This window comes from uncultured Sphingomonas sp. (genome assembly GCF_913062585.1).
In the GTDB taxonomy this organism is placed as follows: Bacteria; Pseudomonadota; Alphaproteobacteria; order Sphingomonadales; family Sphingomonadaceae; genus Sphingomonas.
In genome coordinates this window covers 118,755-141,998 of the sequence record NZ_CAJXWX010000004.1, presented here as the reverse complement: position 1 = coordinate 141,998, position 23,244 = coordinate 118,755, and the positions used below count along the sequence as shown (strand labels likewise).

At 67.0% G+C, this 23,244-nt stretch carries 23 protein-coding genes; 15 read left to right on the top strand and 8 right to left on the bottom strand.

Going from position 1 to position 23,244, the window contains the following annotated elements:
• The first annotated feature begins 73 nt into the window (after positions 1 to 73).
• The 4 genes from QZ546_RS05195 to rsmA all read left to right on the top strand — a co-directional run bounded on the left by QZ546_RS05195 (position 74) and on the right by rsmA (position 5,587).
• Positions 74 to 2,311 carry an LPS assembly protein LptD gene (locus tag QZ546_RS05195; RefSeq protein ID WP_294235495.1) on the top strand — a complete coding sequence of 746 codons (2,238 nt, stop codon included), beginning with the start codon at positions 74 to 76 and terminating at the stop codon, positions 2,309 to 2,311.
• Between the two features lie 76 nt (positions 2,312 to 2,387).
• Entirely contained in the window at positions 2,388 to 3,752 is a 1,365-nt protein-coding gene (locus QZ546_RS05190) for a peptidylprolyl isomerase (protein WP_294235493.1), read from the top strand.
• A gap of 13 nt (positions 3,753 to 3,765) precedes the next feature.
• Positions 3,766 to 4,761: a 4-hydroxythreonine-4-phosphate dehydrogenase PdxA gene (gene pdxA, locus QZ546_RS05185; protein ID WP_294235491.1), complete on the top strand. Its 996-nt coding sequence runs from the start codon at positions 3,766 to 3,768 to the stop codon at positions 4,759 to 4,761.
• 1 nt (position 4,762) lies between these two features.
• A complete protein-coding gene (gene rsmA / locus QZ546_RS05180) occupies positions 4,763 to 5,587 on the top strand; it encodes a 16S rRNA (adenine(1518)-N(6)/adenine(1519)-N(6))-dimethyltransferase RsmA (protein ID WP_294235489.1) in 825 nt (274 codons plus the stop codon).
• Positions 5,588 to 5,705: 118 nt separating this feature from the next.
• Here the strand turns inward: rsmA and QZ546_RS05175 are convergent, their stop codons facing one another.
• Genes QZ546_RS05175 through guaB form a run of 3 tightly spaced genes read right to left on the bottom strand, consistent with a single transcriptional unit; the run spans position 5,706 to position 8,905 of the window.
• A complete protein-coding gene (locus QZ546_RS05175) occupies positions 5,706 to 6,209 on the bottom strand; it encodes a tetratricopeptide repeat protein (protein WP_294235487.1) in 504 nt (167 codons plus the stop codon).
• 32 nt (positions 6,210 to 6,241) lie between these two features.
• Positions 6,242 to 7,429: an RsmB/NOP family class I SAM-dependent RNA methyltransferase gene (locus QZ546_RS05170; RefSeq protein ID WP_294235485.1), complete on the bottom strand. Its 1,188-nt coding sequence runs from the start codon at positions 7,427 to 7,429 to the stop codon at positions 6,242 to 6,244.
• 18 nt (positions 7,430 to 7,447) lie between these two features.
• The gene (gene guaB / locus QZ546_RS05165; protein ID WP_294235483.1) at positions 7,448 to 8,905 is read right to left on the bottom strand and encodes an IMP dehydrogenase; all 1,458 of its coding nucleotides are present in this window, start codon (positions 8,903 to 8,905) and stop codon (positions 7,448 to 7,450) included.
• 123 nt (positions 8,906 to 9,028) lie between these two features.
• On the opposite strand from guaB, the gene QZ546_RS05160 reads away from it, so the two are divergent.
• On the top strand, positions 9,029 to 10,003 hold the full coding sequence (locus QZ546_RS05160) for an SPFH domain-containing protein (protein ID WP_294235481.1): 975 nt from the start codon (positions 9,029 to 9,031) through the stop codon (positions 10,001 to 10,003).
• A complete protein-coding gene (locus QZ546_RS05155) occupies positions 10,000 to 10,449 on the top strand; it encodes an NfeD family protein (protein ID WP_294235479.1) in 450 nt (149 codons plus the stop codon). Before QZ546_RS05160 ends, QZ546_RS05155 begins: the two co-directional genes overlap by 4 nt.
• Before the next feature lie 142 nt (positions 10,450 to 10,591).
• Here QZ546_RS05155 and QZ546_RS05150 read toward each other — a convergent pair whose 3' ends face one another.
• Complete coding sequence (locus QZ546_RS05150; protein ID WP_294235476.1) at positions 10,592 to 12,199, bottom strand: phosphoenolpyruvate carboxykinase; 1,608 nt, start codon at positions 12,197 to 12,199, stop codon at positions 10,592 to 10,594.
• Positions 12,200 to 12,412: 213 nt separating this feature from the next.
• On the opposite strand from QZ546_RS05150, the gene QZ546_RS05145 reads away from it, so the two are divergent.
• The 7 genes from QZ546_RS05145 to QZ546_RS05115 are packed head-to-tail and all read left to right on the top strand — an operon-like array spanning position 12,413 to position 17,503.
• Positions 12,413 to 13,120, top strand: a complete 708-nt coding sequence (locus tag QZ546_RS05145; RefSeq protein ID WP_294235475.1) for a response regulator transcription factor — start codon at positions 12,413 to 12,415, stop codon at positions 13,118 to 13,120.
• Positions 13,089 to 14,654 carry a stimulus-sensing domain-containing protein gene (locus tag QZ546_RS05140; protein WP_294235473.1) on the top strand — a complete coding sequence of 522 codons (1,566 nt, stop codon included), beginning with the start codon at positions 13,089 to 13,091 and terminating at the stop codon, positions 14,652 to 14,654. Before QZ546_RS05145 ends, QZ546_RS05140 begins: the two co-directional genes overlap by 32 nt.
• Positions 14,651 to 15,085: an HPr kinase/phosphorylase gene (locus QZ546_RS05135; RefSeq protein WP_294235472.1), complete on the top strand. Its 435-nt coding sequence runs from the start codon at positions 14,651 to 14,653 to the stop codon at positions 15,083 to 15,085. Before QZ546_RS05140 ends, QZ546_RS05135 begins: the two co-directional genes overlap by 4 nt.
• Positions 15,085 to 15,996, top strand: a complete 912-nt coding sequence (gene rapZ, locus QZ546_RS05130; protein WP_294235471.1) for an RNase adapter RapZ — start codon at positions 15,085 to 15,087, stop codon at positions 15,994 to 15,996. The genes QZ546_RS05135 and rapZ overlap by 1 nt, the downstream gene beginning before the upstream one ends.
• An 18-nt stretch (positions 15,997 to 16,014) precedes the next feature.
• Positions 16,015 to 16,422 (top strand): PTS sugar transporter subunit IIA, encoded by a 408-nt coding sequence (locus QZ546_RS05125; RefSeq protein WP_294235549.1) that lies wholly within the window; start codon positions 16,015 to 16,017, stop codon positions 16,420 to 16,422.
• A complete protein-coding gene (locus QZ546_RS05120) occupies positions 16,419 to 16,691 on the top strand; it encodes an HPr family phosphocarrier protein (protein WP_294235470.1) in 273 nt (90 codons plus the stop codon). The genes QZ546_RS05125 and QZ546_RS05120 overlap by 4 nt, the downstream gene beginning before the upstream one ends.
• On the top strand, positions 16,691 to 17,503 hold the full coding sequence (locus tag QZ546_RS05115) for an RNA methyltransferase (RefSeq protein ID WP_294235469.1): 813 nt from the start codon (positions 16,691 to 16,693) through the stop codon (positions 17,501 to 17,503). Before QZ546_RS05120 ends, QZ546_RS05115 begins: the two co-directional genes overlap by 1 nt.
• Positions 17,504 to 17,636: 133 nt before the next feature.
• Here the strand turns inward: QZ546_RS05115 and rmuC are convergent, their stop codons facing one another.
• From rmuC to recR, 3 genes are all read right to left on the bottom strand, one after another.
• A complete protein-coding gene (gene rmuC, locus QZ546_RS05110) occupies positions 17,637 to 19,103 on the bottom strand; it encodes a DNA recombination protein RmuC (RefSeq protein WP_294235468.1) in 1,467 nt (488 codons plus the stop codon).
• A gap of 92 nt (positions 19,104 to 19,195) precedes the next feature.
• Entirely contained in the window at positions 19,196 to 19,717 is a 522-nt protein-coding gene (def, locus tag QZ546_RS05105; RefSeq protein WP_294235467.1) for a peptide deformylase, read from the bottom strand.
• Positions 19,718 to 19,762: 45 nt separating this feature from the next.
• Positions 19,763 to 20,359: a recombination mediator RecR gene (recR, locus tag QZ546_RS05100; protein ID WP_294235466.1), complete on the bottom strand. Its 597-nt coding sequence runs from the start codon at positions 20,357 to 20,359 to the stop codon at positions 19,763 to 19,765.
• A 55-nt stretch (positions 20,360 to 20,414) separates the two neighbouring features.
• On the opposite strand from recR, the gene fmt reads away from it, so the two are divergent.
• Together fmt and truA are read left to right on the top strand one after the other, a co-directional pair.
• Complete coding sequence (fmt, locus tag QZ546_RS05095) at positions 20,415 to 21,320, top strand: methionyl-tRNA formyltransferase (RefSeq protein WP_294235465.1); 906 nt, start codon at positions 20,415 to 20,417, stop codon at positions 21,318 to 21,320.
• On the top strand, positions 21,317 to 22,066 hold the full coding sequence (gene truA, locus QZ546_RS05090; RefSeq protein WP_294235463.1) for a tRNA pseudouridine(38-40) synthase TruA: 750 nt from the start codon (positions 21,317 to 21,319) through the stop codon (positions 22,064 to 22,066). The genes fmt and truA overlap by 4 nt, the downstream gene beginning before the upstream one ends.
• On the opposite strand, the gene QZ546_RS05085 is transcribed toward truA, so the two are convergent.
• Entirely contained in the window at positions 22,048 to 23,244 is a 1,197-nt protein-coding gene (locus tag QZ546_RS05085) for a class I SAM-dependent RNA methyltransferase (RefSeq protein WP_294235461.1), read from the bottom strand. The genes truA and QZ546_RS05085 overlap by 19 nt on opposite strands.

Here is a 23,244-nt window from a genome sequence, read left to right as displayed (position 1 = left end):
GCGGGCGTTCAGTGGCGTCACCCGGCCGGGGGAGGCTTATCATCGTGTCGGCAAGGACGGACCGGATATCATCGTGCGCAGATTGACGCTTCTGACCGGCAGCGCCCTGCCCTTGGCCCTCGTCCTGGCCTCGCCCTCGGCGGCGCAGGATCTCCAGGATCGCGCGGTCGCGCCGCCGCCCAGCGAAGGGCCAGCGCCCGCAGATCCCGATCAGGTCCGCTTCAGTTCCGATCAGCTCGAATATGACATGAACGCCGATATCGTGACCGCGACCGGCGAAGTCCGCATGATCCGGCAGGGCCAGCGGCTGCGCGCCGACAAGGTGACGTGGAATCGCAAGACCGGAAAGGTGCTGGCGACCGGCAACATCGCCGTCACCAATCCCCAGGGCGACATCGCCTATGGCGACCAGATCGAGCTGACCGATTCGCTCAAGGACGGCGTGGTCGACAATATGCTGGTCGTGCTGGAACAGGGTGGCCGGCTCTCCGCCGTTCGCGGTACGCGGCAGACCGACGGAACGGTCAATCTGGAACGCGCCGCCTATACGCCCTGCGCGGTCGAGACGTCGGAGGGCTGCCCCAAGGAGCCGTCCTGGAAGATCACAGCCGTCCGCGTCACCTATCGCCCCGACCGCGAGCGCATCTATTTCAACGGCGCGAAGCTCAATCTGTTCGGCCTGCCGACCATTCCGCTGCCGCGCCTGTCCGCGCCGGTCGGACCTGGCGGCGACAGCGGGTTCCTGACGCCCGACATCCGGCTCGACCGGGTCAATGGCGTCGATGTTGCGGTCCCCTATTACTGGCGCCTGGCACCCAATAAGGGCCTGACGGTCACGCCCCATGTGTTCAGCGCCGTGCTGCCGATGCTGGAGGCGCAATATGAGGCGCTGACCACGAAGGGCGCGTTCCGCATCACGGGCTACGGCACCGCCAGCCGTCGCAGCGACGACCTGAACACGCTCAACCCCACCGACACGACCCAGGCGTTTCGCGGCTATCTGGACGCGGTCGGCCGTTTTCAGTTTTCGCCCGAATGGAGCCTGTCGGGCTCGATGCGGATCACCACCGACCGTACCTTCCTGCGCCGCTATGACATTTCGCGCGACGACCGGCTCCGCACCACCGCCAGCCTGGAGCATATCGACGCCAACAGCTATTTCGCGCTGACCGGCTGGTATGTCGAAACGCTGCGCGTCAACGATCCGCAGGGGCAGCAGCCGATCGCGCTGCCCGAACTCGACTATCGCCGACGCTTCAACGACCCGTGGCTGGGCGGCAAGTTCGAGCTGGAGCTGAACACGCTGGCGATCAGCCGGACCGCCGGACAGGACACGCAGCGGGCCTTTGCCAGTATGCGCTGGGACCTGCGCCGCCTGACCAACTGGGGGCAGGAGGTGACGTTCACCGCCTATGGCCGGGGCGACGCCTATAACGCCAACAACATCGCCACGACGCCCCTGGTCTATCAGGGGTTGGCCGGGTTCCAGGGCCGCGTCATCGGCGCGCTGGCGGTGGATGTGCAGTGGCCGTTCGTCGGCGAGCTTTGGGGCGGCAGCCAGCGCTTCACCCCGCGCGTGCAGATCGTCGCCAGCCCGCCCATCCGCAATATCGGCATTCCGAACGAGGACGCCCGCTCGGTCGACCTGGAGGATTCCAACCTCTTCGCGCTGAACCGCTTCCCCGGCTATGATCGGTTCGAGGATTCGACCCGCATCACTTACGGCGCGCAATGGGCGCTGACCCTGCCGGGCTTCACCCTGGACACATTGGTCGGGCAGAGCTTCCGCCTGAACGACCGGCCGACGATCCTCTATCCCGGTACCGGCCTGTCGGATCGCTGGTCGGACATCGTCGGCCGGACGGAGATCCGGTTCCGCGACTTCCTGTCGCTGACCCATCGGTTCCGCCTGGACAAGGACAGCTTCGCCGTTCGTCGCAACGAGGTCGACGCCACGGTCGGGTCGCGCTCCACCTATTTCCAGGTCGGCTATCTTCAGCTGAACCGCAACATCTTCACCTCGATCGAGGATTTGCAGGATCGTCGGGAACTCCGCCTGGCGGGCCGCGTCCAGTTCGCGCGCTTCTGGTCCGCCTTTGGCTCGACCGTGATCGACCTCACTACCAGGGCGGAAGACGCGCTGTCACTGGCCAACGGGTTCGACCCGATTCGCCACCGGTTGGGCGTGCAATATGAGGATGACTGCCTGCGGCTCGGCTTCACCTGGCGACGCGACTATGTGAACACCGGCGACGCCCGGGCAGGCAACAGCTTCCTGTTGACTCTGGCGTTCACCAATCTCGGCCGCTAAGCCGGTATTCAGCATGGGCGAACCATATCGCGACGGTTACGCGCCTTCGTCAGGCGCGATGGGGATCACAGACACGGTGAAGCACGACATTCGTACCAAGGGCCGCCGCCTCCGCGCGGGCGCAACGTTGATGCTGGTCGCGATCGCGTCCGGCGCGCTGGCGCAGACCGTGCCCGATCAGACCGTGCCGGACACGGGCGGGCTCAACATCCCGTCGAACATGCAGCTGTTCGGCAAGCTGGACCCCAATGTCCGCAAGCCGACCGCGATCGTCAACGACACGGTGCTGACCCAGACCGACATCGACCAGCGCATGGCGCTGGCCATGGCGCTGAACAACGTCACCAACCTGTCGGCCGAGGATCGCGACCGGCTGCGGATGCAGATCCTGCGCCAGCTGATCGACGAGACGCTGCAGATCCAGGAGGCCAAGACCGCCGAGATCACCGTCACGACCGACGAGATCAACCAGGCCTATGCCCGCTTCTCCAAGCAGTTCGGCAAGTCGCCCAGCGAGATGACGACCTTCCTGCGCAGCGTCGGCTCATCCGACAAGTCGATGCGCCGCCAGATCGAGGGTGAGCTGGCCTGGAGCCGGTACCTGCGCAAGCGGGTCGAGCCGTTCGTCAATGTCGGCGACGAAGAGGTCAACGCCATCAAGGCACGCCTGGAGGCTGCCAAGGGCACCGAGGAATATAACCTCAAGGAAATCTTCCTCTCGGCGAACGAGGCGACGCAGCAGCAAGTCTTTGCCAATGCGCGTCAGATCATCGCCGAAATCCAGAAGGGGCAGCAGCCCTTCGAATATTTCGCGCGCAGCTTCTCCGAAGCGTCGACCCGCGCGGTGAACGGCGATCTGGGCTGGGTCCGCGCGGCGCAGCTGCCGCCGGAACTGCAGGCCGCGGTCCAGCAGATGCAGGTCGGCCAGGTTGCCGGACCGATCCAGATCCCGGGCGGCTTCTCGATCCTGTACCTGACCGACAAGCGCCAGGTGCTGACCGCCGACCCGCGCGATTCGCGCCTGTCGCTCAAGCAGCTCACCGTGAAGTTCCCGGCGGGTACGACCCAGGCCCAGGCCAGCGGCCGCGCGGCCGAGTTCGCCAAGGCGACCCAAGCGATTCGCGGCTGCGGCGACGTTCAGCGCGTTGCGACCGCGCTGAAGGCCGAGGTGGTCGACAATGACCAGGTGACGATCCGCCAGCTGCCAGCACCACTACAGGAAATCCTGCTGAAGATGCAGATCGGCCAGGCGACCCCGCCCTTCGGTTCACCCGAACAGGGCGTTCGCTCGCTGGTGCTGTGCGACCGCGAGGAGCCGCGCTCGGGCAACCTGCCGACCAACGACCAGATCCAGAACCAGGTCGAGCAGCAGCGCGTCAACCTGCGTGCCAACCAGAAGATGCGCGATCTGCGTCGCGACGCGGTGATCGAATATCGTTGATGGGGGCAAAGCGATGATCCGGCCGCTGGCGATTTCCATGGGCGACCCGGCCGGGATCGGGCCGGAGATCATCGCCAAGGCCTGGACTGCGCGCCGCGACGCTGGCCTGCCGCCTTTCGTGGCGGTCGGCGACGCGCGCGCGATCGAACGGGTCTGGGACGGCCCGGTCGTCCGCGTATCCGACATCGCCAGCGCACTCGCCGCCTTTGACGAGGCGCTCCCCATCCTGTCGGTCGACGACGCAGGCGAAATTCGTCCCGGCCAGCCCGATGTCGAGGGCGCGCGCTGTGCGCTCCATTCGCTCGAACTCGCGGTCGGCCTGGTCCGCTCTGACGCCGCCAGCGCCTTGGTGACGGGCCCGGTCAGCAAGGCCCAGCTCTACGATATCGGTTTCACCCATCCCGGCCAGACCGAGTTCGTCGCGGAGCGCTGCGGCGTCTCGGGCGCCAATGCGGTCATGATGCTGGCGGGGCCGACCCTGCGCGTCGTGCCGATCACGACGCATGTGCCGCTGGCAGCCGTATCGGCCCTGTTGTCGGTCGAGTTGATCGTCGCCAAGGGGCGGGCCACGGCGCGCGGTCTTTGCAGGAATTTTGGGATCTGGAACCCGCGCCTGGCCTTTGCCGGCCTCAACCCCCATGCCGGGGAAAGCGGCGCGATCGGGCGCGAGGAAATCGAACTGATCGAACCGGCCATCGCCCAGTTGCGGGCCGAGGGAATCGACGCGACCGGCCCCTTCGCTGCCGACACGCTGTTCCATCCGCGCGCGCGCACCGCCTATGACGCGGCGCTGTGCTGCTATCACGACCAGGCGCTGGTGCCGATCAAGACGCTGCATTTCGACGAGGGCGTCAACATCACGCTGGGCCTGCCGATCGTGCGGACCTCGCCCGATCACGGCACCGCGTTCGGCATCGCCGGGCAGGACCGTGCGCATCCCGGGGCGATGATCGCCGCCATCGCAATGGCCGGGGAAGCATCCCGGCGGCGGGCCGAAGCCGCCGCCTGACATGGATCCCGTTACGCCCCTGCCGCCTTTGCGCGACGTCATCGCGCGCCATGGTCTGTCCGCATCCAAGTCGCTGGGCCAGAATTTCCTGTTCGACGGCCAGTTGCTGGCCCGGATCGCCGCCATTCCAGGCGACCTGACCGATCAGGATGTCCTGGAGATCGGGCCCGGCCCCGGCGGGTTGACCCGCGCGCTGCTGATGGCGGGCGCGAAGGTCACCGCGATCGAACGCGACCGCCGCTGTATCCCGGCGCTGGCCGAACTGTCCGAGGCGTTTCCCGATCGGCTGAAGGTGATCGAAGGCGACGCCCTTCGCATCAACGCGCCCGAATTGTTCGAGCGCAAGCCGCACATCGTCTCCAATCTGCCCTATAATGTCGGCACGCCGCTGCTGGTCGGCTGGCTGTCCGGGGCATGGCTGCCCTGGTGGCAATCCTGCACGCTGATGTTCCAGAAGGAAGTCGCCGAGCGGGTCGTGGCAGCACCCGACCAGTCGTCCTACGGTCGCCTGGCGGTACTGACCCAGTGGCGCAGTGAGGCGCGGATTGCGATGCCGGTCCATCGTTCCGCCTTCACGCCGCCGCCCAAGGTGATGTCGGCGGTGGTTCATATCACGCCCAAGCCCGCGCCAGAGGGCGTGACCTTCCGCACGCTAGAGCGCCTGACCGCCGCCGCCTTCGGCCAGCGCCGCAAGATGCTGCGTCAGAGCCTGAAGCCGGTGACCGGGGCGGTCGAAGCGCTGGAGGCGATCGGCATAGATCCGGCGCGCCGCGCCGAGACTCTGTCGGTGGACGAATTCGTCGCTATCGCGCGCGCCCTGGGGTGAATATCCATTCCTCCCCTGCAAGGGGAGGTGGCAGGCCAAAGGCCTGACGGAGGGGTGTCACCCTCTCGATAGCGGAACACCCCTCCCCCCTTACAGGGGGAGGAATTGGGACATGCCCTTACGGCGTCGGCGGTGTCTTCGTGTCGACCTGCGCGGTCGTCACGGCCGCGGGCGGCCCCTTGGCGATCTGCGCGGCGAGCGCCGTCGCATCGGCGCAGTCGCTTTTGCAGAGTGTCTTGATCTTCGCGAGATTGTCCTTCGCGCGCGTCACCGCACCGCGCTGGACCAGGGCCTCGCCCTGCCCGCGCAGCGCACGCGTGTCGTTCGGGTCGAGCAGCAGTGCCTCACGATACAGACGGATCGCCTTGCCGGGCAGACCGCGCGCATCGGCGACCTCTGCCAGCAGGACGAAGGCGGCGCGGTTGCGCGGATCGACCGTAACGGCTGTTTCCAGCACATCGGTCGCGCCTTCGAGATTGCCCGCCGCCTTCAGGCCGCGTCCCTGTTCCAGCAACTGAAGCGAACGGGCGTCGATCTGATTGTCCGGGCGCTGGCCGCTGAGTGATGTGGAAATCGAAACCACCGCCAGGGCGGCGGCGGCGGCCAGGGACGACAAACGCATGAGGAACTCCGGACGTGGCACTGGGGCCGATGCTAGCATGGCGCCCGGAGGCAGGCGACAAAAAACCCGTCCGTGCCATGCGTGGCGGGATCGAGCCGCTGGCCAAGCCCATGGGACGAACCGATCGCCGGTTCGACGGGCAGAGTGGACCAGCCGGGATGACCGGCGAGGAACGTCGCCACCTGGTCCGTTCCCTCGGCATCGAGCAGCGAGCAGACGATATACACCAGCCGCCCGCCAGGCTTCACCAGGGTCGCGCCGACCTCCAGCACCTGCCGCTGCATATCCGACAGGCGGGCGAGCCGCTCGGGCGTCAGCCGCCAACGCGCTTCCGGATTGCGCCGCCACGTTCCCGTACCGGAGCAGGGCGCGTCGATCAGCACGCCATCGGCCTTGCTTGCCCAGTCGGCGAGCATTTCCGTTTCCCGACCGGGGTTGAGCAGACGGCTCTCCACGATCGTTGCCCCGGCCCGTTCGGCGCGTGGCGCCAGCCTCTGCAACCGGGCGCGGTCGATATCGCAGGCGAGAAGCGTGCCCTGATTGGCCATCGCCGCTGCGATCTGCAACGTCTTGCCACCCGCGCCGGCGCATAGATCGACCAGCCATTCGCCGGGCTGGGCATTCAGGGCCGCGCCGACCAACTGGCTGCCTTCGTCCTGAACCTCGACCAGACCGGCGCGGTAGATGTCGGACGCTTCGACCGCCGTTCCGTTCGGGAGCCGGAGGCCCAGCGGCGCGTGCGGCGTCGGACTCGCCTCGGGCCATTGCTCCAGCACCGCCTCGCGATTGGTCGCCAGGCTGTTGACGCGAATATCCAGCGGCGCCCGGCCGACGAGCGCCCCCTGCTGCCGTTCGTCCAGTCCGGACTCGGCCAGCGCCTCGACCAGCCAGTCCGGGGCCACGCCCCGCTCGGCACGGGGCTCGTTGGATCGGATCGGTGCCGGACCATGACCTTCGCCGTCAAAGGTCGCGGCGACGGCCGGGTCGATGTCCGCCAGCGCCACCATGGCGGCGCGGCCCGATGCCGGCACTGGCCCAGCCAGCCGGATGGCGGCATAGACCAGCTCGCGTACCGCACGCCGGTCCTTCGATCCGGCATAGCGCCGTGTCGCGAAATAGCGGGCGATCAGCGTGTCCGCCGCCGCGCCGCCACTGGCAGCTGCAGCGACGATCTCGTCAAGCAATTCGATCGCCGCCTGGGTGCGGGCGCCGGGGGTCATGCGCGGGCGTCCTTGGACTTAGCGGGTCGGGTAATTGGGGGCCTCGCGCGTGATCGTCACGTCATGGACGTGGCTTTCCTTCAGGCCAGCGCCGGTGATCTGGACGAACTGCGCCCGCTCGCGCAGGGCTTCAAGCGTCGCCGAGCCGGTATAGCCCATCGCCGCCTTGATGCCGCCGACCAGTTGGTGGATGACGTCGCGCGCCGGCCCCTTATAGGCGACCTGGCCCTCGATGCCCTCGGGCACCAGCTTCATCTGGTCCTTGATATCGCCCTGGAAATAGCGATCCGCCGAGCCGCGGCCCATCGCGCCGACCGAGCCCATACCGCGGTAGGACTTATAGGCGCGCCCCTGATACAGGAAGGTCTCGCCCGGCGCTTCCTCAGTGCCCGCCAGCAGCGAGCCGACCATGCAGGCGCCAGCACCCGCCGCCAGCGCCTTGGCAAGATCGCCCGAGGTGCGCAGGCCGCCATCGGCGATCACCGGCACGCCCGACTTCCAGCCTTCCTCGGCGCAGTCCATCACGGCGGTCAGCTGCGGCACACCGACACCCGCGACGACGCGGGTGGTGCAGATCGAGCCCGGCCCGATGCCGACCTTCACCGCGTCGGCGCCCGCATCGATCAGCGCCCGGGTGGCGGCCGCCGTGGCGACGTTGCCCGCGATCACCTGCACGGTGTCGGACAGCTTCTTGGCGGCTTCCACAGCCCGCGCGACGTCGCGGTTATGGCCATGCGCGGTGTCGATGATGACGCAGTCGACCTCAGCCTCGATCAGCGCGCGGGTCCGCTCAAAGCCCTTCTCGCCAACGGTCGAGGCCGCGGCGACGCGCAGGCGACCGGCGGCATCCTTGGTGGCCGAGGGATAGGTAACGGCCTTTTCGATATCCTTGACGGTAATCAGGCCGACGCAGCGATAGCTTTCGTCGACGACCAGCAGCTTCTCGATCCGGCGCGCGTGGAGCAGGCGGCGCGCCTCGTCCTGGCCGACGCCGACCTTCACGGTGGCCAGATTTTCATGCGTCATCAGCTCAGAGACGGGCTGCTGCGGGTTCTCGGCGAAGCGAACGTCGCGGTTGGTCAGGATGCCGACCAGGCGGCCGTCGAACTCGACGACGGGGATGCCGCTGATCCGGTGGCGCGCCATCAGCGCCTGCGCCTCGGCCAGCGTGGCGGTCGGCGAGATGGTGATCGGGTTGACGACCATGCCGCTCTCGAACCGCTTGACCTGGCGGACGGCGGCGACCTGCTGCTCGACGGTCAGGTTGCGGTGCAGCACGCCCATGCCGCCCAGCTGCGCCATGACGATCGCCATGTCGGCCTCGGTCACGGTATCCATCGCCGCCGACAGGACGGGGATGTTGAGCGCGATCGAGCGGGTCAGTTGCGTGCGCGTGTCGGCGGTGCTCGGCAGGACGTCCGACTCCTGGGGCACGAGGAGCACGTCGTCAAAGGTGAGGCCGAGGCGGATATCCATGGGGCTGCCAATCCTGCGGAGGGAACAAGTGGCGGGCCATGTAACCAAAGCAAGCCGTTCCCGCTAGGCCCTTGCTGCACCGCCATGCTAGAACGCGGGTCAGACAGATTTTGGGGGAGCCATATGGGCCTGATCATCGCCGCACTCGCCGTCCTGCTGGTGCTGATGTATCTGATGATGTCGATCAAGATCGTCCGTCAGGGCTATCAATACACGATCGAACATTTCGGCCGTTATACCGGCACGGCCATTCCCGGCTTCAACTTCTATCCCGCCTTTTTCTATCGTGTCGGCCGCCGCGTGAACATGATGGAGCAGGTGATCGACATTCCGGGGCAGGAGATCATCACCAAGGACAATGCGATGATCTCGACCGACGGGGTCGTCTTCTTCCAGGTGCTGGACGCGCCCAAGGCGGCCTATGAGGTGTCGGACCTCTATGTCGCGCTCCTCAACCTCGTCACCACCAACTTGCGCACCGTCATGGGATCGATGGACCTGGACGAAACCCTGTCGAAGCGCGACGAGATCAACGCACGGCTCCTCAATGTGGTCGATCACGCGACCACGCCCTGGGGCGTGAAGATCACCCGTGTCGAGATCAAGGACATCCGCCCGCCCGTTGACATCGTCAACGCCATGGCCCGCCAGATGAAGGCGGAGCGCGAGAAGCGGGCCAATATCCTGGAAGCGGAGGGCTCCCGCGCATCGGAAATCCTGCGCGCTGAGGGTCAGAAGCAGGCGCGCATCCTGGAGGCCGAAGGCCGCCGCGAGTCGGCGTACCGCGACTCGGAAGCCCGCGAGCGTGCGGCCGAGGCGGAGGCCAAGGCGACCCGTGTCGTCTCCGAGGCAATCGAATCGGGCGGCACACAGGCGATCAACTATTTCATCGCGCAGAAATATGTCGAAGCAGTCGGCAAGTTCGCGACCAGCCCCAATGCCAAGACGATCCTGTTCCCGGTTGAAGCGACGCAACTGATCGGCACGCTGGGCGGTATCGGCGAACTGGCCAAGGAGGCGCTGGCCCCCAACAAGTCGGACGCCACCACCCCGCGCGTCGCGACCAAGCCGGGGCCGTTCGACCAGACGCCGTCGTGACACTGGAGACCATCGACCCGGCGGCGCTCTGGCTGGCATTCGGGCTGGTCCTCGGCATTGCCGAGCTGCTGGTCCCGGGCGTGTTCCTGATCTTTCTGGCGGTTGCGGCAGGTATCACCGCGCTAACGAGCTGGGCCATTCCGAAATTGCCGATCGGACTGCAGCTCGCCGAGTTTGCGGTGTGGAGCGTCGTGTGCGTCGTCATCGGGCGATGCTGGTACCGGGACTTTCCGGTCGAGAGCGATGCGCCTGTGCTGAATGCGCCTGCGCTAAGACTGCGGGGACAGGTCGTGACGGTCACGACCCCGATCGTCGGCGGAGAAGGCCGGGCGCGGCTGGCCGATGGCGAGTGGCCGGTGCGCGGGCCGGAAGCCGAAGCCGGCACCCGATTGCGGGTGGCGCATGTCGATAATGGGGTTTTGCTGGTGGAGCCTCTTGGGGATTGAGGCTGGCCGTCGGGCGTGGCCTTCGACTTCGCTCAGGCTGAACGGAGGTCGGTAGCTGGTCCTTCCAAAACCCCGTTCAGCCTGAGCGAAGCCGAAGGCCAAGGGAAAGCGCCCGCCCCAGAGCGCTTTCCCCTGACCAGCCTTACGCCGGAACCGAAACCTTCGGTGCAGCCTCCCGCACGCCCTCGTCGACATGGTCGGCAAACTGCTGGAAATTCTCGTTGAACAGATCGACCAGCTTGGCTGCCGTCGCGTCATAGGCGGCCTTGTCCGCCCAGGTGTCGCGCGGGTTCAGGATCGCCGGATCGACGCCCGGCACCGAGACCGGCACCTGGAAGCCGAAATTCGGATCGGTGCGGAATTCGGCGCTGTTCAGGCTGCCATCGAGCGCCGCGTTAAGCAGCGCGCGGGTGGCCTTGATCGGCATCCGGTTGCCGACGCCGTATTTGCCGCCGGTCCAGCCGGTATTGACCAGCCAGCAATCGACGACGCCCTTGGCGATCCGTTCTTTCAGCAGATTGCCATAGACCGACGGGTGGCGCGGCATGAACGGCGCGCCGAAGCAGGTCGAGAAGGTCGCATCCGGCTCGGTCACGCCGATCTCGGTGCCCGCTACGCGCGCGGTATAGCCCGACAGGAAATGATACATCGCCTGGTCGGGCGTCAGCTTCGCGATCGGCGGCAGGATGCCATAGGCGTCCGCCGTCAGCATCACGATGTTGCGCGGCACGCCCCCCATATTGTCCTTCGACGCATTGGGGATGAAGTCGATCGGATACGCCCCCCGGCTGTTCTCGGCCAGGCTGTTGTCGTTCAGGTCAAGCTGGCGCGTGACCGGGTCCATCACGACATTCTCGAGCACCGTACCGAAGCGCTTGGTGGTCGCGAAGATCTCCGGCTCGGCCTCGGGCGACAGGCGGATCATCTTGGCATAGCAGCCGCCCTCGAAATTGAAGACCGCCGTGTCCGACCAGCCATGCTCGTCGTCGCCGATCAGCGTGCGGCTGGCATCGGCCGACAAAGTCGTCTTGCCGGTGCCCGACAGGCCGAAGAACACCGCCGTCGATCCATCCGCGCCCATATTCGCCGAGCAGTGCATCGGCATCACGCCCGTCGTCGGCAGCAGATAGTTGAGCAGGCCGAAGACCGACTTCTTCATCTCGCCGGCATAGCGCGTGCCGCCGATCAGGATCAGCTTCTCGGTCATGTTGACGGCAATGACGGTCGAGGAGCGGCAGCCGTGACGCGCAGGATCGGCGCGGAAGCTGGGCAGGTCGATGATCGTATAGTCGGCGACGAACTTGCGCAGTTCATGCTCTTCGGGGCGGACCAGCATCGTGCGGATGAACAGATTGTGCCAGGCGAGTTCGGTGACGACACGAACGCGGACCCGGTGCTCGGGCTGCGACCCGCCATACAGGTCCTGGACGAACAGGTCTTCCTTCTGCCCGAGCGCGGCAAAAAAATCGGCCTTCAGCGCGGCGAAATCGTCCGGGCTCATCGGCTTGTTGGCCTTGCCCCACCAGACGGTGTCGCGGGTCTCGTCGTCGCGGACCATGAACTTGTCCTGCGCGGAACGGCCGGTGTGCTCGCCGGTCTCGACCACCAGCGGGCCGTCTGCCGACAGCTTGCCCTCACCGCGCGCAACGGCCGTTTCGATCAGCCGGGCAGTGACCAGGTTCCAATGCAGCGTCGCACGGGTTTCGATACCCTGGGCCTGCAGACCGATCTCCGGAATCCGTTCGTTCATAAGAGCTTCCTCGTTCCCCAAGGCGCCGGGCCGCACAGGGCCAGGCACCGTTCACCACATACTTTTGCGTATGTTTCGACCCGTCTCATACCGCTTTTGTTAAACACGTCAAACAGGCGGTTCGACGAAGACGGTTGAGCCGTGTCTCGCTTTCGCCTAACCGAAGGCCATGGCGGTTTCCTCTCTCGGCACCTCTGGGGGTTCGTTCGTCGCATGACCGCAACGATCGCGCTGGTCGATGACGACCGGAATATCCTGACCTCCGTATCGATCGCGCTTCAGGCGGAGGGTTTCGTCACCCGGGTCTATGCCGATGGCGAGGCCGCGCTGAAGGCGCTGATCGACAATCCGCCCGACCTGGCGATCTTCGATATCAAGATGCCGCGCATGGACGGGCTGGAGCTGCTGCGCCGCCTGCGCGAGAAAAGCCAGATCCCGGTCATCTTCCTGACCAGCAAGGACGACGAGCTGGACGAGGCGTTGGGACTGGCGATGGGGGCGGACGATTATATCGCCAAGCCCTTCTCGCAACGCCTGCTGATCGCGCGCATCCGGGCCATCCTGCGCCGGTCAGAATATGTCGGAACGCCGCAAGGAACGCCATCGGCCGATGCGCAGGGGCCGCTGACCCGGGGCGCGCTGGCAATGGACCCGGCACGGCACCGCGTCACCTGGAAAGGCGAGCCCGTCACGCTGACCGTGACCGAATTCCTGATCCTGGAGACACTTGCGCAGCGGCCGGGCATCGTGCGCACCCGCAACCAGTTGATGGACGCCGCGTACCAGGACGACATCTATGTCGACGACCGCACGATCGACAGCCATATCAAGCGTTTGCGCCGCAAGTTCCGGCAGGTAGACCCCGAATTCGACGCCATCGAGACGCTCTATGGCGCCGGTTACCGATTCTCCGAGGAGTGACGCCCCCGACCTCGCGCTGCGATGGTCGGGCCAGATTTCGCTGACCCAGCGGATTCTGGCGCTCAACATTTTTGCGCTGCTGCTGCTTGCGGGTGGGTTTTTCTATCTCGATTCTTATCGCACCCGGCTGCTCGACAACCGGCTCGCCCAGTCGTTGCGCGAAGTGCGGCTGATGGGCGAGGCGCTTACCTCGGTCCGGAACGAGGAGCGCGACGTGCTGATCGGGCGGCTGGCGCGCGACACCGGTGCCCGGCTACGACTGTTCGATACGCGGGGGACGCTGACCGGCGACAGCCGCGCGCTGGGGGTCCGCAACGTCGTGCTGCGCGACCCGGACAAGCAGGATTGGGGGCAGGCCATTGCCCGTTTTCTGGATGCGGCGATCGACACCGTGGTCGGTGCCGCCCGGCCGCCCCTCTATCGCGAGCGACGCGGCGGCGCGGAGTGGCCGGATGTGCGCGCAGCCCGTGCCGGGCGGGTGTCCGCCTCGGTCTGGCGTGCGCCAGACCGAACGCCGGTCATCACCGCTGCTGCTCCCCTGCCCGATGGCGGCGCGATCATGGCGACCGAGAATGCCCGCTTCATCACCGAGACGGTCCGTATCGAGCGGTTCCGGCTGAGCGTCCTGCTGGCGCTGGTCGCGCTGATCTCGATCCTGTTGTCGCTCTTCCTTGCGCGTACCATCGTCCGGCCGCTTCGCCGTCTGGCGCGCGCCGCCGTCCGCGTCCGGCTGGGCCGCGCGCGCGAAGTGGTCGTGCCGCGTCTGCCCGATCGCCGCGACGAACTCGGTATGCTGGCCCGCGCGCTGTCCGATATGAGCCTGGCCCTGCGCGCGCGGATCGACGCGACCGAGGCCTTTGCCGCCGATGTCACGCATGAACTGAAGAACCCCCTCGCCTCGCTGCGCTCTGCCGTCGATACCCTGGAGACGATCCACGACCCCGATCTTCAGGCCCAGCTGCTAGCGATCGTGCGCGACGATGTACGGCGGCTCGACCGACTGATTACCGATATCTCCGATGCCTCCCGCCTGGATGCCCAGTTGAGCCGGGCCAAGTTCGATCCGGTGGACCTCCATGCGCTGCTCGCCGGACTGATCGCCCAGCGCGAGGCGCGTGGGGTGGAACGTGGCATCCGCCTGCGCTTCGACTCGACCGAGCCCGGCCCCGCCATGGTATCGGGCGAAGGCGCGCGATTGGAACGCGTGTTCGAGAACCTTATCGCCAATGCCCTATCCTTTTCCCCGGACGAAGCGGTCGTCGCGATCAGCCTGGCGCGCGAGCAGGACGACTGGATCGTCCGTGTCGAGGACGAAGGCCCCGGCGTGCCCGAGGAAGCGCGCGAGGCCATTTTCCGCCGCTTCCACTCGATCCGCCCCGCTGCCGAGGATTTCGGCCAGCATTCCGGCTTGGGCCTGGCGATCGCGCGGACGATCGTCGAGGCGCATCAGGGCCAGATCCATGTCGAAGCGCGAGAGGACCGGCTGAGCGGCGCCCGGTTCGTCGTCCGCCTTCCGCTCGCGGCGGGCGCATGACCACCGGTTCCGATGGCGAACTGGTCCATGCGACCTGCGTCCTGATCGACGGGATGGGCGTCATGCTGCGCGGGGCCTCGGGCGCGGGCAAGTCCGACCTCGCCTTGCGCCTGATCGACCGCGGGGCGACGCTGATCGCCGACGATTACGTCCGGGCGGGCGTCGAGGACGGACATCTTCACGTGTCGGTGCCCGATCGGATCGCGGGGCTGATGGAAGTCCGGGGCGTTGGTATTCTACCGATGCCCTATCGGCCATCCGCCCGGATCGCCCTGGTCATCGAACTCGTGGCAGCGGAGGATCGCCTGCCCGAGCCGGATGAGACGGTGATCGCGGGCGTCCCCCTACCTATATACCGGCTTACCCCCCTTTCCGCATCGGCCCCGATCAAGGTCGAGCTTATGGTATCGCGCCTCAAGGAGCGCCTGTGATGGACCGCAAACGCATCCTCCTCGTCACCGGCATGTCCGGTGCCGGCACCTCGACCACGCTCAAGACCCTGGAGGATCTGGGGTGGGAGGTAGTCGACAACCTGCCCTTGTTCCTGCTCGACGGCCTTCTCCAGGCGACGCCGCCCAGGGGCATGGAGGGCAAGAATCGGCCGCTGGCAATCAGCATCGGCGTGCGCACCCGCGATTTTGCCCCCGACCAGATCGCCCAGAGCATCCGCCGCCTCAACGAAAGCCCCAATCTGGCGATCGAGACGCTATTCCTGAACTGCGGCGGGGTAGAGTTGAAGCGGCGCTATGCGGAGACGCGCCACCGCCATCCGCTCGCCATGGATCGCGCCGCCGATGACGGGATCGCGCATGAACGGGCGCTGCTCGCGCCGCTTCGTGACATGGCCGATCGCCTGCTCGACACGACCAACATGACCAGCAACGACCTGGGCCAGTGGCTGCGCGCCAATTATGCGGTCGAGGGGCTGAGCGAGCCGGTGCTGACCGTCATGTCCTTCGGCTTTTCCAAGGGGCTGCCGCGCAACGCTGACCTGGTGTTCGACATGCGCTTCCTTCGCAACCCGCACTGGTCGGCGGAGTTGCGGCCGGGCACCGGCCTCGACCAGGGGGTGATCGACTATATCCGCTGCGACCCCGCCTATGAGACGTCGGTCGGCCAGATCGAGGGACTGCTGGACACGCTCGTCCCACGCTACATCGCAAGCGGAAAATCCTATATCACCATCGCGATCGGCTGTACCGGCGGGAGACATCGCTCGGTCCATGTCGCGGAACGGATCGCGGGGCAGTTGCGCAAAATCGGTTTTTCCCCCACGGTGGTGCATCGTGATTTGAGTGCCGCGCCGAAAGACTCCGTGGAAGCCAGGCCGGCCAAACAATGATGGATATGCGTGTCTGACATGATCGGTCTGGTTCTGGTGACGCACGGGCGGCTCGCCGATGAGTTCGTGACCGCGATGATACATGTGGTCGGCCCGCAGGAGCGGATCGCCACCATCGCGATCGGGCCGGAGGATGACATGGAGGAGCGGCGCGCCGATATCGCTGCCGCCATTTCCACCGTCGATGCCGGGCGCGGCGTGATCGTGCTGACCGACCTGTTCGGCGGCACCCCGTCGAACCTCGCCATCTCGCTGATGGAGCGTGGCCGGGTCGAGGTGATTGCGGGCATGAACCTGCCGATGCTGATCCGCCTGGGCTCGGCGCGCAAGTCGATGCAGGTCGTCGATGCGGTTGCCGCCGCGCGCGAGGCGGGCCGCAAATATATCTCGGTCGCGTCCGAGGTGCTGGGCGAGGCCGCCGCATGACGGAGCAGACCCGCACCGTCCTCATCACGAACAGGCGCGGTCTTCATGCCCGCGCCAGCGCCAAGTTCGTCACCCTCGCCTCGACCCAGCCCTGCGAGGTCCGGGTGGCCAAGGACGGCAGCACCGTAACGGGAACCTCGATCATGGGCCTGATGATGCTGGGCGCCGCGATGGGCGACACCATCACGATCAGCGCGGCCGGCGACGGCGCGGACGCAACGGTCGAGGCGCTTGCGGCCCTCGTGGAAGCCAAGTTCGGCGAAGACTGATGCCTCGCGAAATTACCGCTTATTCCAACCCGCTGATCAAGTGGGCGCGCGATCTGCGCGACAAGCGTCACCGCAAGCAGGCCCGCCAGTTCCTGGCCGAGGGCCTGCGCATCCTGACCGAAGCGCGCGAGACCGGGCGCCTCCCCACCCTGTTATTCTACGCCAGGCCGTCCGCCGGACATCCGCTGGTCCGCGAGATGATCGAGGCGGTCGAAGCCTCCGAAGGCGAGGCGATCGAAACGACGCCCGACATCCTGTCCAAGCTGTCGGGCAAGGACAATCCACAGGCGGTGGTCGGCGTATTCGAGGAATTCGCCGTTCCGCTGGGCGAACTCGACCGGTCGTCGGCGGGCATCTGGCTCGTCGCCGAACGCCTGCGCGATCCGGGCAATCTGGGCACGATCCTGCGGACCGGCGACGCGGTCGGCGCCGGCGGCCTGATCCTGGTCGGCGAGTGCGTCGATCCCTTCTCGGTGGAGGCGGTGCGCGCCAGCATGGGGGCGTTGTTCACCGTGCCGATCGTCCGGACCGAGTGGCAGCCCTTTGTCGACTGGCTGCGACAGGGGCCGGGGCAGCTGGTCGGCCTGAGCCTGGACACCGATTCGGATTATCGCGCGGCACGCTATTCCGCGCCGACCTTCCTGCTGACCGGCAACGAGGCGCAGGGGATCCCGGACGATTACGCCGCCGCATGCGATACGCTGGTGAAAATCCCAATGCTGGGCAAGGCCGACAGCCTGAACGCGGCGGTGGCCACGGCGGTCATGGCCTATGAGGTGTTGGCGCAGCAGGGCGGCGGCAAGGCGGGCTAAACCCCGCCGCCATCCCGCGCCCCTTTCAGTCTAAGCGAGGTCGAAGGCCACGCCCCGCCTTTGGCGAGCGTCATCCCGTGCACTTCGACTGCGCTCAGTGCGAACGGAGGACGGAAGGACCCGCCAGGCGGTTTCAGGAAATCGCCGCGCCCTCTTCCGCGCCGGTCAGTTCCGCCACCGGCATCAGCTTGGTCAAAGGCCGCACCGCCTGCTCGCCGATCGGCGGCTGCTCGATGCTCTTGCCACCGGTGTCGATGTTGAGCGCCTCGAACCGGCGCGCGCTGGTCAGGACCTGGCTCTCCAGGCTGCCGACGAACGCATTATATGCCGTCATCGCGGTATCGAGATTCTTGCCCAGCTTCGACACATGCCCGCCCATCACCGCCAGACGGGCATAGAGTTCCTTGCCGAGCGCGCCGATCTGCCGGGCCTCCTGCGCCAGCTTCTCCTGCCGCCAGACGGCCGCGACGGTTCGCGCGATCGCAATCAGGTTGGTCGGCGTCGCCAGCAACACGCGCTTGTCGAACGCGAAGTCCCATAGCGTCGGGTCATGCTCCAGCGCGGCCGACAAGAAATGCTCGCCCGGCACGAACATGATGACATAGTCGGGCGCGTCGTCGAACTGGTTCCAATAGCTCTTGTTGCCCAGCCCATTGACGTGCGCCCGCATCGCGGCCGCATGGCGCGACAGCCCCGAGAGCCGCTCGACCTCGTCCACCGCGCCGAACGCGTCCTGATAATCGTTGAGCGACACCTTCGCATCGATGACCAGCGCCTTGCCGCCGGGCACCCGTACGATCGCATCGGGCCGCAACCGTCCACCATCGCCATCGGCGACACTGACCTCGGTCTGGAAATCGGCATGTTCGGACAGGCCACAGCTTTCCAGCACGTTGCGAAGCTGCTGCTCGCCCCAGCGTCCGCGTGCCTTGGGGGCATTGCGCAGCGCATTGACCAGCTTGGCCGCCTCGCCCGAGACGCGCTCCTGGCCGATGCGCATCGCCTCGATCTGCCCCTTCAGTTCGCCAAAGGCATCGCGGCGTTCGTCCTCGACCTTGCGGACGCCTTCCTCATAGCGTTGCAAGCGCTGATGGACCGGATCGAGCAAAGCCTTCAGCGTCTGGCCCGAAGCCTCCTCGGACTGGCGGAAGCGCGCCTCGGCGCGTTCCAAGAACTGGCGCTGGGCAACCTCGAGCGCACGCGCCGCCGCTTCACCGAACTGCGCGTTGATCTGTTCGCGGGCCTGCCCCAGCGCCTCGAGCGTCTGGGCATAGGCCGTCTCGCGCTCCTGCGCCCGCGCGCGCAGTTCGGCAATCTCGCGAAGGGCCGCGTTCCGCTCGGCCTCCACCGCATCGCGGGCGGCCCGGATCATGTCGAGATCGGCTGCCCGGCCGCGAAGTTCGGCCAACGCCTGCAACGCGTCGGTCCGCTCCCGCTCCGCCGCCGCACGGGCAACCTTCAGCGGCTCAACCTCCGACGCGCGCATCGTCGCGGTCGCCAATTCGGCGGCCAGCCCATCGGCCTTGCGCCGCGCCATCAGCCAGCCGACCACGCCCCCCAGCAAAAGGGCGAGCAGCGCGACGGCGATCAATTCGGGCATAATGGCAACCTGTCAGATACTAGGACAGATCGGAACATAGAACGAACGAACCCGGTCGAACAAGGCTATTCGACCGGGGACACGCAGGAGGCTTAGCCCCGGCGCAATTTGGTCAGCTTGCGCATCAGCATGTCGCGCTTCAGCCGGCTGACATGGTCGATGAACAGCACCCCGTTCAGATGGTCGATCTCATGCTGCATACAGGTAGCGAGCAGGCCGGTCAGTTCGGCCTCATGCGCCTCGCCCTTTTCGTCCAGCCACTTCACCTGGCAGGCGGCAGGCCGCTTCACCTCAGCATATTGCTCGGGGATCGACAGACAGCCTTCGTTATAGGTCGACAGCTCGTCGCTGACCGACAGGATTTCGGGGTTGATATAGGCCTTCGGGTTCTTGACCGGCTTGCCCTCTTCATCCTCTTCCTCCTGAAGGTCAATGACGAGAATGCGCTGGTCGACGCCGACCTGGATCGCGGCAAGGCCGATGCCGTGGGCGTCGTACATCGTCTCGATCATGTCGGAGACGAGCTGGCGGACATGGTCGTCCACCGTCTCGACAGGCTTGGAGACGAGGCGCAGGCGGGGGTCGGGAACTTCGACGATCGGAAGAATGGCCATGACAGTTCCGCTACGGTCAGCGGCGGAAACCGTCAAGCATGGGCGTCAGACGACCGGCCGCCGCGCCCGAAGCGCCTGGGCGAGCGTGCCTTCGTCCAGATAGTCCAGCTCGCCGCCGACCGGCAGTCCGTGCGCCAGCTGGGTCACGCGCACCGGAAAACGCTCGATCCGCTCGGCGATGTAATGCGCGGTCGTCTGCCCCTCCAGCGTGGCGTTCATCGCAAGGACGACCTCGTCGATCCCGCCGCCTTCGATCCGGCGGACCAGCGCGTCGATCGCCAGGTCTTCGGGCCGAACACCCTCCAGTGCGGAGAGCCGCCCGCCCAGAACATGGAAACGCCCAGGGAACAGCCGCGACCGCTCCAGCGCCCATAGGTCAGCGACTTCCTCCACGACGCACAGCGCGCCCGCGTCCCGCCGGGGGTCGGCACAGATCGCGCAAGGATTGGCGGTGTCGATATTGCCGCAGGTCGAACAGGTCTCCAGCCGTTCCTCGACCGCGCCCAGTGCCGTCAGCAGCGGGACCAGCGCCGCCTCCCGCTTCTTCAGCAGATGCAGGACCGCACGGCGTGCCGATCGGGGGCCTAGGCCAGGAATACGCGCCAGCGCCTGGGTCAGCGCCTCGATCTCGGGGGATGCCATGGATGAACAGATAGGGGGTTGCGCGCCGTCCCGCCAGCGGGGAGAGGCTTTGGCCATGCGGATCATCTTCATGGGTACGCCGGGCTTTGCCGTCCCGGTTCTGCAGGCGCTGGTCGAGGCCGGGCATCAGGTCGTCGCCAGCTATAGCCAGCCGCCCCGCCCCGGCGGGCGACGCGGGCGGCAACTAGTACCCTCGCCGGTGCAGCAGATGGCGGAGGGCCTGGGCATTCCGGTGCTGACGCCGGTATCGCTGCGGCCAGCGGACGAACAAGCGCGGTTTGCGGGGTTCGACGCCGATGTCGCGGTGGTCGCGGCCTATGGCCTGATCCTGCCGCAAGCCATTCTCGACGCGCCGCGGCTGGGCTGCCTGAACGTCCATGGCTCGCTGCTGCCCCGCTGGCGGGGAGCGGCGCCGATCCAGAGGGCGATCCTAGCGGGCGACCTGATGACGGGCGTCGGCATCATGCAGATGGAGGCCGGGCTCGACACCGGACCGGTCCGGCTGGAGGGTTCGACCCCGATCGGCAGCAAGACGACGGGCGAACTGACCGACGAACTGGCCGCGATGGGCGCGGCGCTCATGGTCAAGGTTCTCGCCGATCCCGATCGCTATCCGCCGCACGCGCAGCCGGTCGAGGGCATCACCTATGCCGCCAAGATCGACAAGGCGGAGACTCGGCTCGATTTTGCCAGGCCAGCGGTCGATCTCGAACGTCAGGTCCGCGCCTTCCACCCGGCTCCGGGTGCGTGGTTCGAGCATCAGGGCGAGCGGATCAAGATCCTGGCGGCGGATATTGTCGAAGGCAGCGGCGTGCCGGGCGAAGTCCTGGACGATCGGTTGACCATCGCGTGCGGAAACGATGCGCTGCGCCCGCTCACCGTCCAGCGCGCCGGGCGCGGCGTGTCCAGCGCGGACGATCTGCTGCGCGGCTTCGTCATCCCGGCGGGAACGCAGCTTTGACCCGATTCGCGCTGACGGTCGAGTTTGATGGACGCCCCTTCATGGGCTGGCAGCGCCAGTCGCATGGGCCCAGCGTGCAGCAGGCGCTCGAGGATGCGATCCACGCCGTGACCGGCGAGCGCACCGCCGTCCATGCGGCGGGGCGTACCGATGCCGGGGTGCACGGCCTCGCCATGCGCGCGCATGTCGACATCGCCAAGGACATCGCGCCCTTTCGCCTGATGGAGGCCATCAACGCGCGGATCAGGCCGAACCCGGTGGCGGTCCTCGCCTGCGTCACGGTGGCGGATGACTGGCATGCCCGCTTTTCCTGCATCCGGCGATCCTACGAATATCGCATCGTCAACCGGCGCGCGCCGCTGACCCATGAGGCGGGACTGGCGTGGCAGGTGCCGCCGCCGCTGGACGAAGGCGCCATGGCGGACGCCGCCGGACGGCTGGTCGGGCGGCACGACTTCACCACCTTCCGCTCGGTCCATTGCCAGGCGGACAGCCCGGTGCGGACGCTGGACCTGTTGTCGGTGGAACGGGACGGCGTGCGCCTGTTCATCCGGGCGGCCGCCCGGTCCTTCCTGCATCATCAGGTCCGGTCGATGGTCGGATGCCTGGCGCTGGTCGGCATGGGACGCTGGTCGCCCGATGATGTGGAGGCCGCGCTCCACGCCCGCGACCGTGCGCAGCTGGGGCTGAACGCACCGTCGGACGGGCTGTTTTTCGTCCGCGCGGATTATCCGGACGAAGCCTGACGCGAGAAGCACGCCGCCAGTTCGACATGGGTCGACCAGCGGAATTGCCCGACCGGCTGCACCCAGTCGAGCGTCCAGCCATGCTCGACCATCGCCTTGGCATCGCGCGCGAAGCTGGCCGGGTTGCACGAGACATAGGCGACGGCACGCACCTCCGCCTCGGCCAGCGCATCCGCCTGATCGCGCGCACCGGCGCGGGGCGGATCGAGGACGATAGCGTCGAACCGGTCCAGCTCCGCCTTGGTGAGAGGCCGGCGATAAAGGTCGCGATGCTCGGCAAAGACCATGCGACCCTGCGCATTCGCCGCGCCCTTCAGCGACAGGATCGCATCGCGCGCGCCCTCAGCCGCATAGACCTTGCCGGGCAGCGCCAGCGCAAAGGTGCCGAGACCGGCGAATAGGTCCGCCGTGGTGCGCGGACTTCCCACCGCTTCGCGAACGGCGGCGACCAGGGCCGCTTCGCCATCGCACGTCGCCTGAAGGAAGGAACCCGGCGGCAGGGGAACACCGATGCCGCCCAGCATCACCGTGACCGGTTCGGGCTCCCAGCGCGTTTCCGGACCCAGCCCGTCATCGACCGCGAAACGCGCGACGCCGTGCCGCTGGCAAAAGCCGATGATCGCCTCCGCAGCCTCCAACCCGTCAGGCGAGAAACCGGTGACGAGCACATCCGCGCCCTGATCGGCCAGCGTCAGATGGACGTCACCGCGCCGCTTGAAGCCCAGACGCTGGAGAAGCCCCCGCAAGGGCGCGACCAGCGCGAAGAGTTGCGGGTCGAGGATGTGGCATTCCGCCATGTCGACGATCGCATGGCTCTTTTCCTCCGAGAAGCCGATCAGGACGCGCCCGCCCTTGAACTCGGCATGGAGCGTCGCCCGGCGGCGGCTATGCGGCGGCGAGACATGGGTGGGACGCAGCGGCGCCGCCAGCCCCTGCGCATCAAGTGCCGAGGCGACCCGGTCGGTCACGAACCCGGCATAGCTTTCATCGTCCAGATGCTGGAGCTGGCATCCGCCGCAGCGCGGGAAATGGCCGCAGGGCGGCGTCTGGTGATGCGGTCCCGGCGTGACGGTCCCGTCCTCGGCCAGCAAATCGCCGGGCGCGGTAAAGGCGGCGTGGCGGCCGGTCGCGGTCACGCCGTCGCCCCGGGCGGCGACGCGGATGATGGTATCGCTCAT

What these genes read in the sequence shown, in the direction of transcription:
- pdxA (WP_294235491.1), top strand. Translation starts at nt 3,766, where the DNA reads ATGATCCGGCCGCTGGCGATTTCCATGGGCGACCCGGCCGGGATCGGG.
- rsmA (WP_294235489.1), top strand. Translation starts at nt 4,763, where the DNA reads ATGGATCCCGTTACGCCCCTGCCGCCTTTGCGCGACGTCATCGCGCGC.
- QZ546_RS05175 (WP_294235487.1), bottom strand. Translation starts at nt 6,209, where the DNA reads ATGCGTTTGTCGTCCCTGGCCGCCGCCGCCGCCCTGGCGGTGGTTTCG.
- QZ546_RS05170 (WP_294235485.1), bottom strand. Translation starts at nt 7,429, where the DNA reads ATGACCCCCGGCGCCCGCACCCAGGCGGCGATCGAATTGCTTGACGAG.
- guaB (WP_294235483.1), bottom strand. Translation starts at nt 8,905, where the DNA reads ATGGATATCCGCCTCGGCCTCACCTTTGACGACGTGCTCCTCGTGCCC.
- QZ546_RS05160 (WP_294235481.1), top strand. Translation starts at nt 9,029, where the DNA reads ATGGGCCTGATCATCGCCGCACTCGCCGTCCTGCTGGTGCTGATGTAT.
- QZ546_RS05150 (WP_294235476.1), bottom strand. Translation starts at nt 12,199, where the DNA reads ATGAACGAACGGATTCCGGAGATCGGTCTGCAGGCCCAGGGTATCGAA.
- QZ546_RS05145 (WP_294235475.1), top strand. Translation starts at nt 12,413, where the DNA reads ATGACCGCAACGATCGCGCTGGTCGATGACGACCGGAATATCCTGACC.
- QZ546_RS05140 (WP_294235473.1), top strand. Translation starts at nt 13,089, where the DNA reads ATGGCGCCGGTTACCGATTCTCCGAGGAGTGACGCCCCCGACCTCGCG.
- QZ546_RS05135 (WP_294235472.1), top strand. Translation starts at nt 14,651, where the DNA reads ATGACCACCGGTTCCGATGGCGAACTGGTCCATGCGACCTGCGTCCTG.
- rapZ (WP_294235471.1), top strand. Translation starts at nt 15,085, where the DNA reads ATGGACCGCAAACGCATCCTCCTCGTCACCGGCATGTCCGGTGCCGGC.
- QZ546_RS05125 (WP_294235549.1), top strand. Translation starts at nt 16,015, where the DNA reads ATGATCGGTCTGGTTCTGGTGACGCACGGGCGGCTCGCCGATGAGTTC.
- QZ546_RS05120 (WP_294235470.1), top strand. Translation starts at nt 16,419, where the DNA reads ATGACGGAGCAGACCCGCACCGTCCTCATCACGAACAGGCGCGGTCTT.
- QZ546_RS05115 (WP_294235469.1), top strand. Translation starts at nt 16,691, where the DNA reads ATGCCTCGCGAAATTACCGCTTATTCCAACCCGCTGATCAAGTGGGCG.
- rmuC (WP_294235468.1), bottom strand. Translation starts at nt 19,103, where the DNA reads ATGCCCGAATTGATCGCCGTCGCGCTGCTCGCCCTTTTGCTGGGGGGC.
- def (WP_294235467.1), bottom strand. Translation starts at nt 19,717, where the DNA reads ATGGCCATTCTTCCGATCGTCGAAGTTCCCGACCCCCGCCTGCGCCTC.
- recR (WP_294235466.1), bottom strand. Translation starts at nt 20,359, where the DNA reads ATGGCATCCCCCGAGATCGAGGCGCTGACCCAGGCGCTGGCGCGTATT.
- fmt (WP_294235465.1), top strand. Translation starts at nt 20,415, where the DNA reads ATGCGGATCATCTTCATGGGTACGCCGGGCTTTGCCGTCCCGGTTCTG.
- QZ546_RS05085 (WP_294235461.1), bottom strand. Translation starts at nt 23,244, where the DNA reads ATGAGCGATACCATCATCCGCGTCGCCGCCCGGGGCGACGGCGTGACC.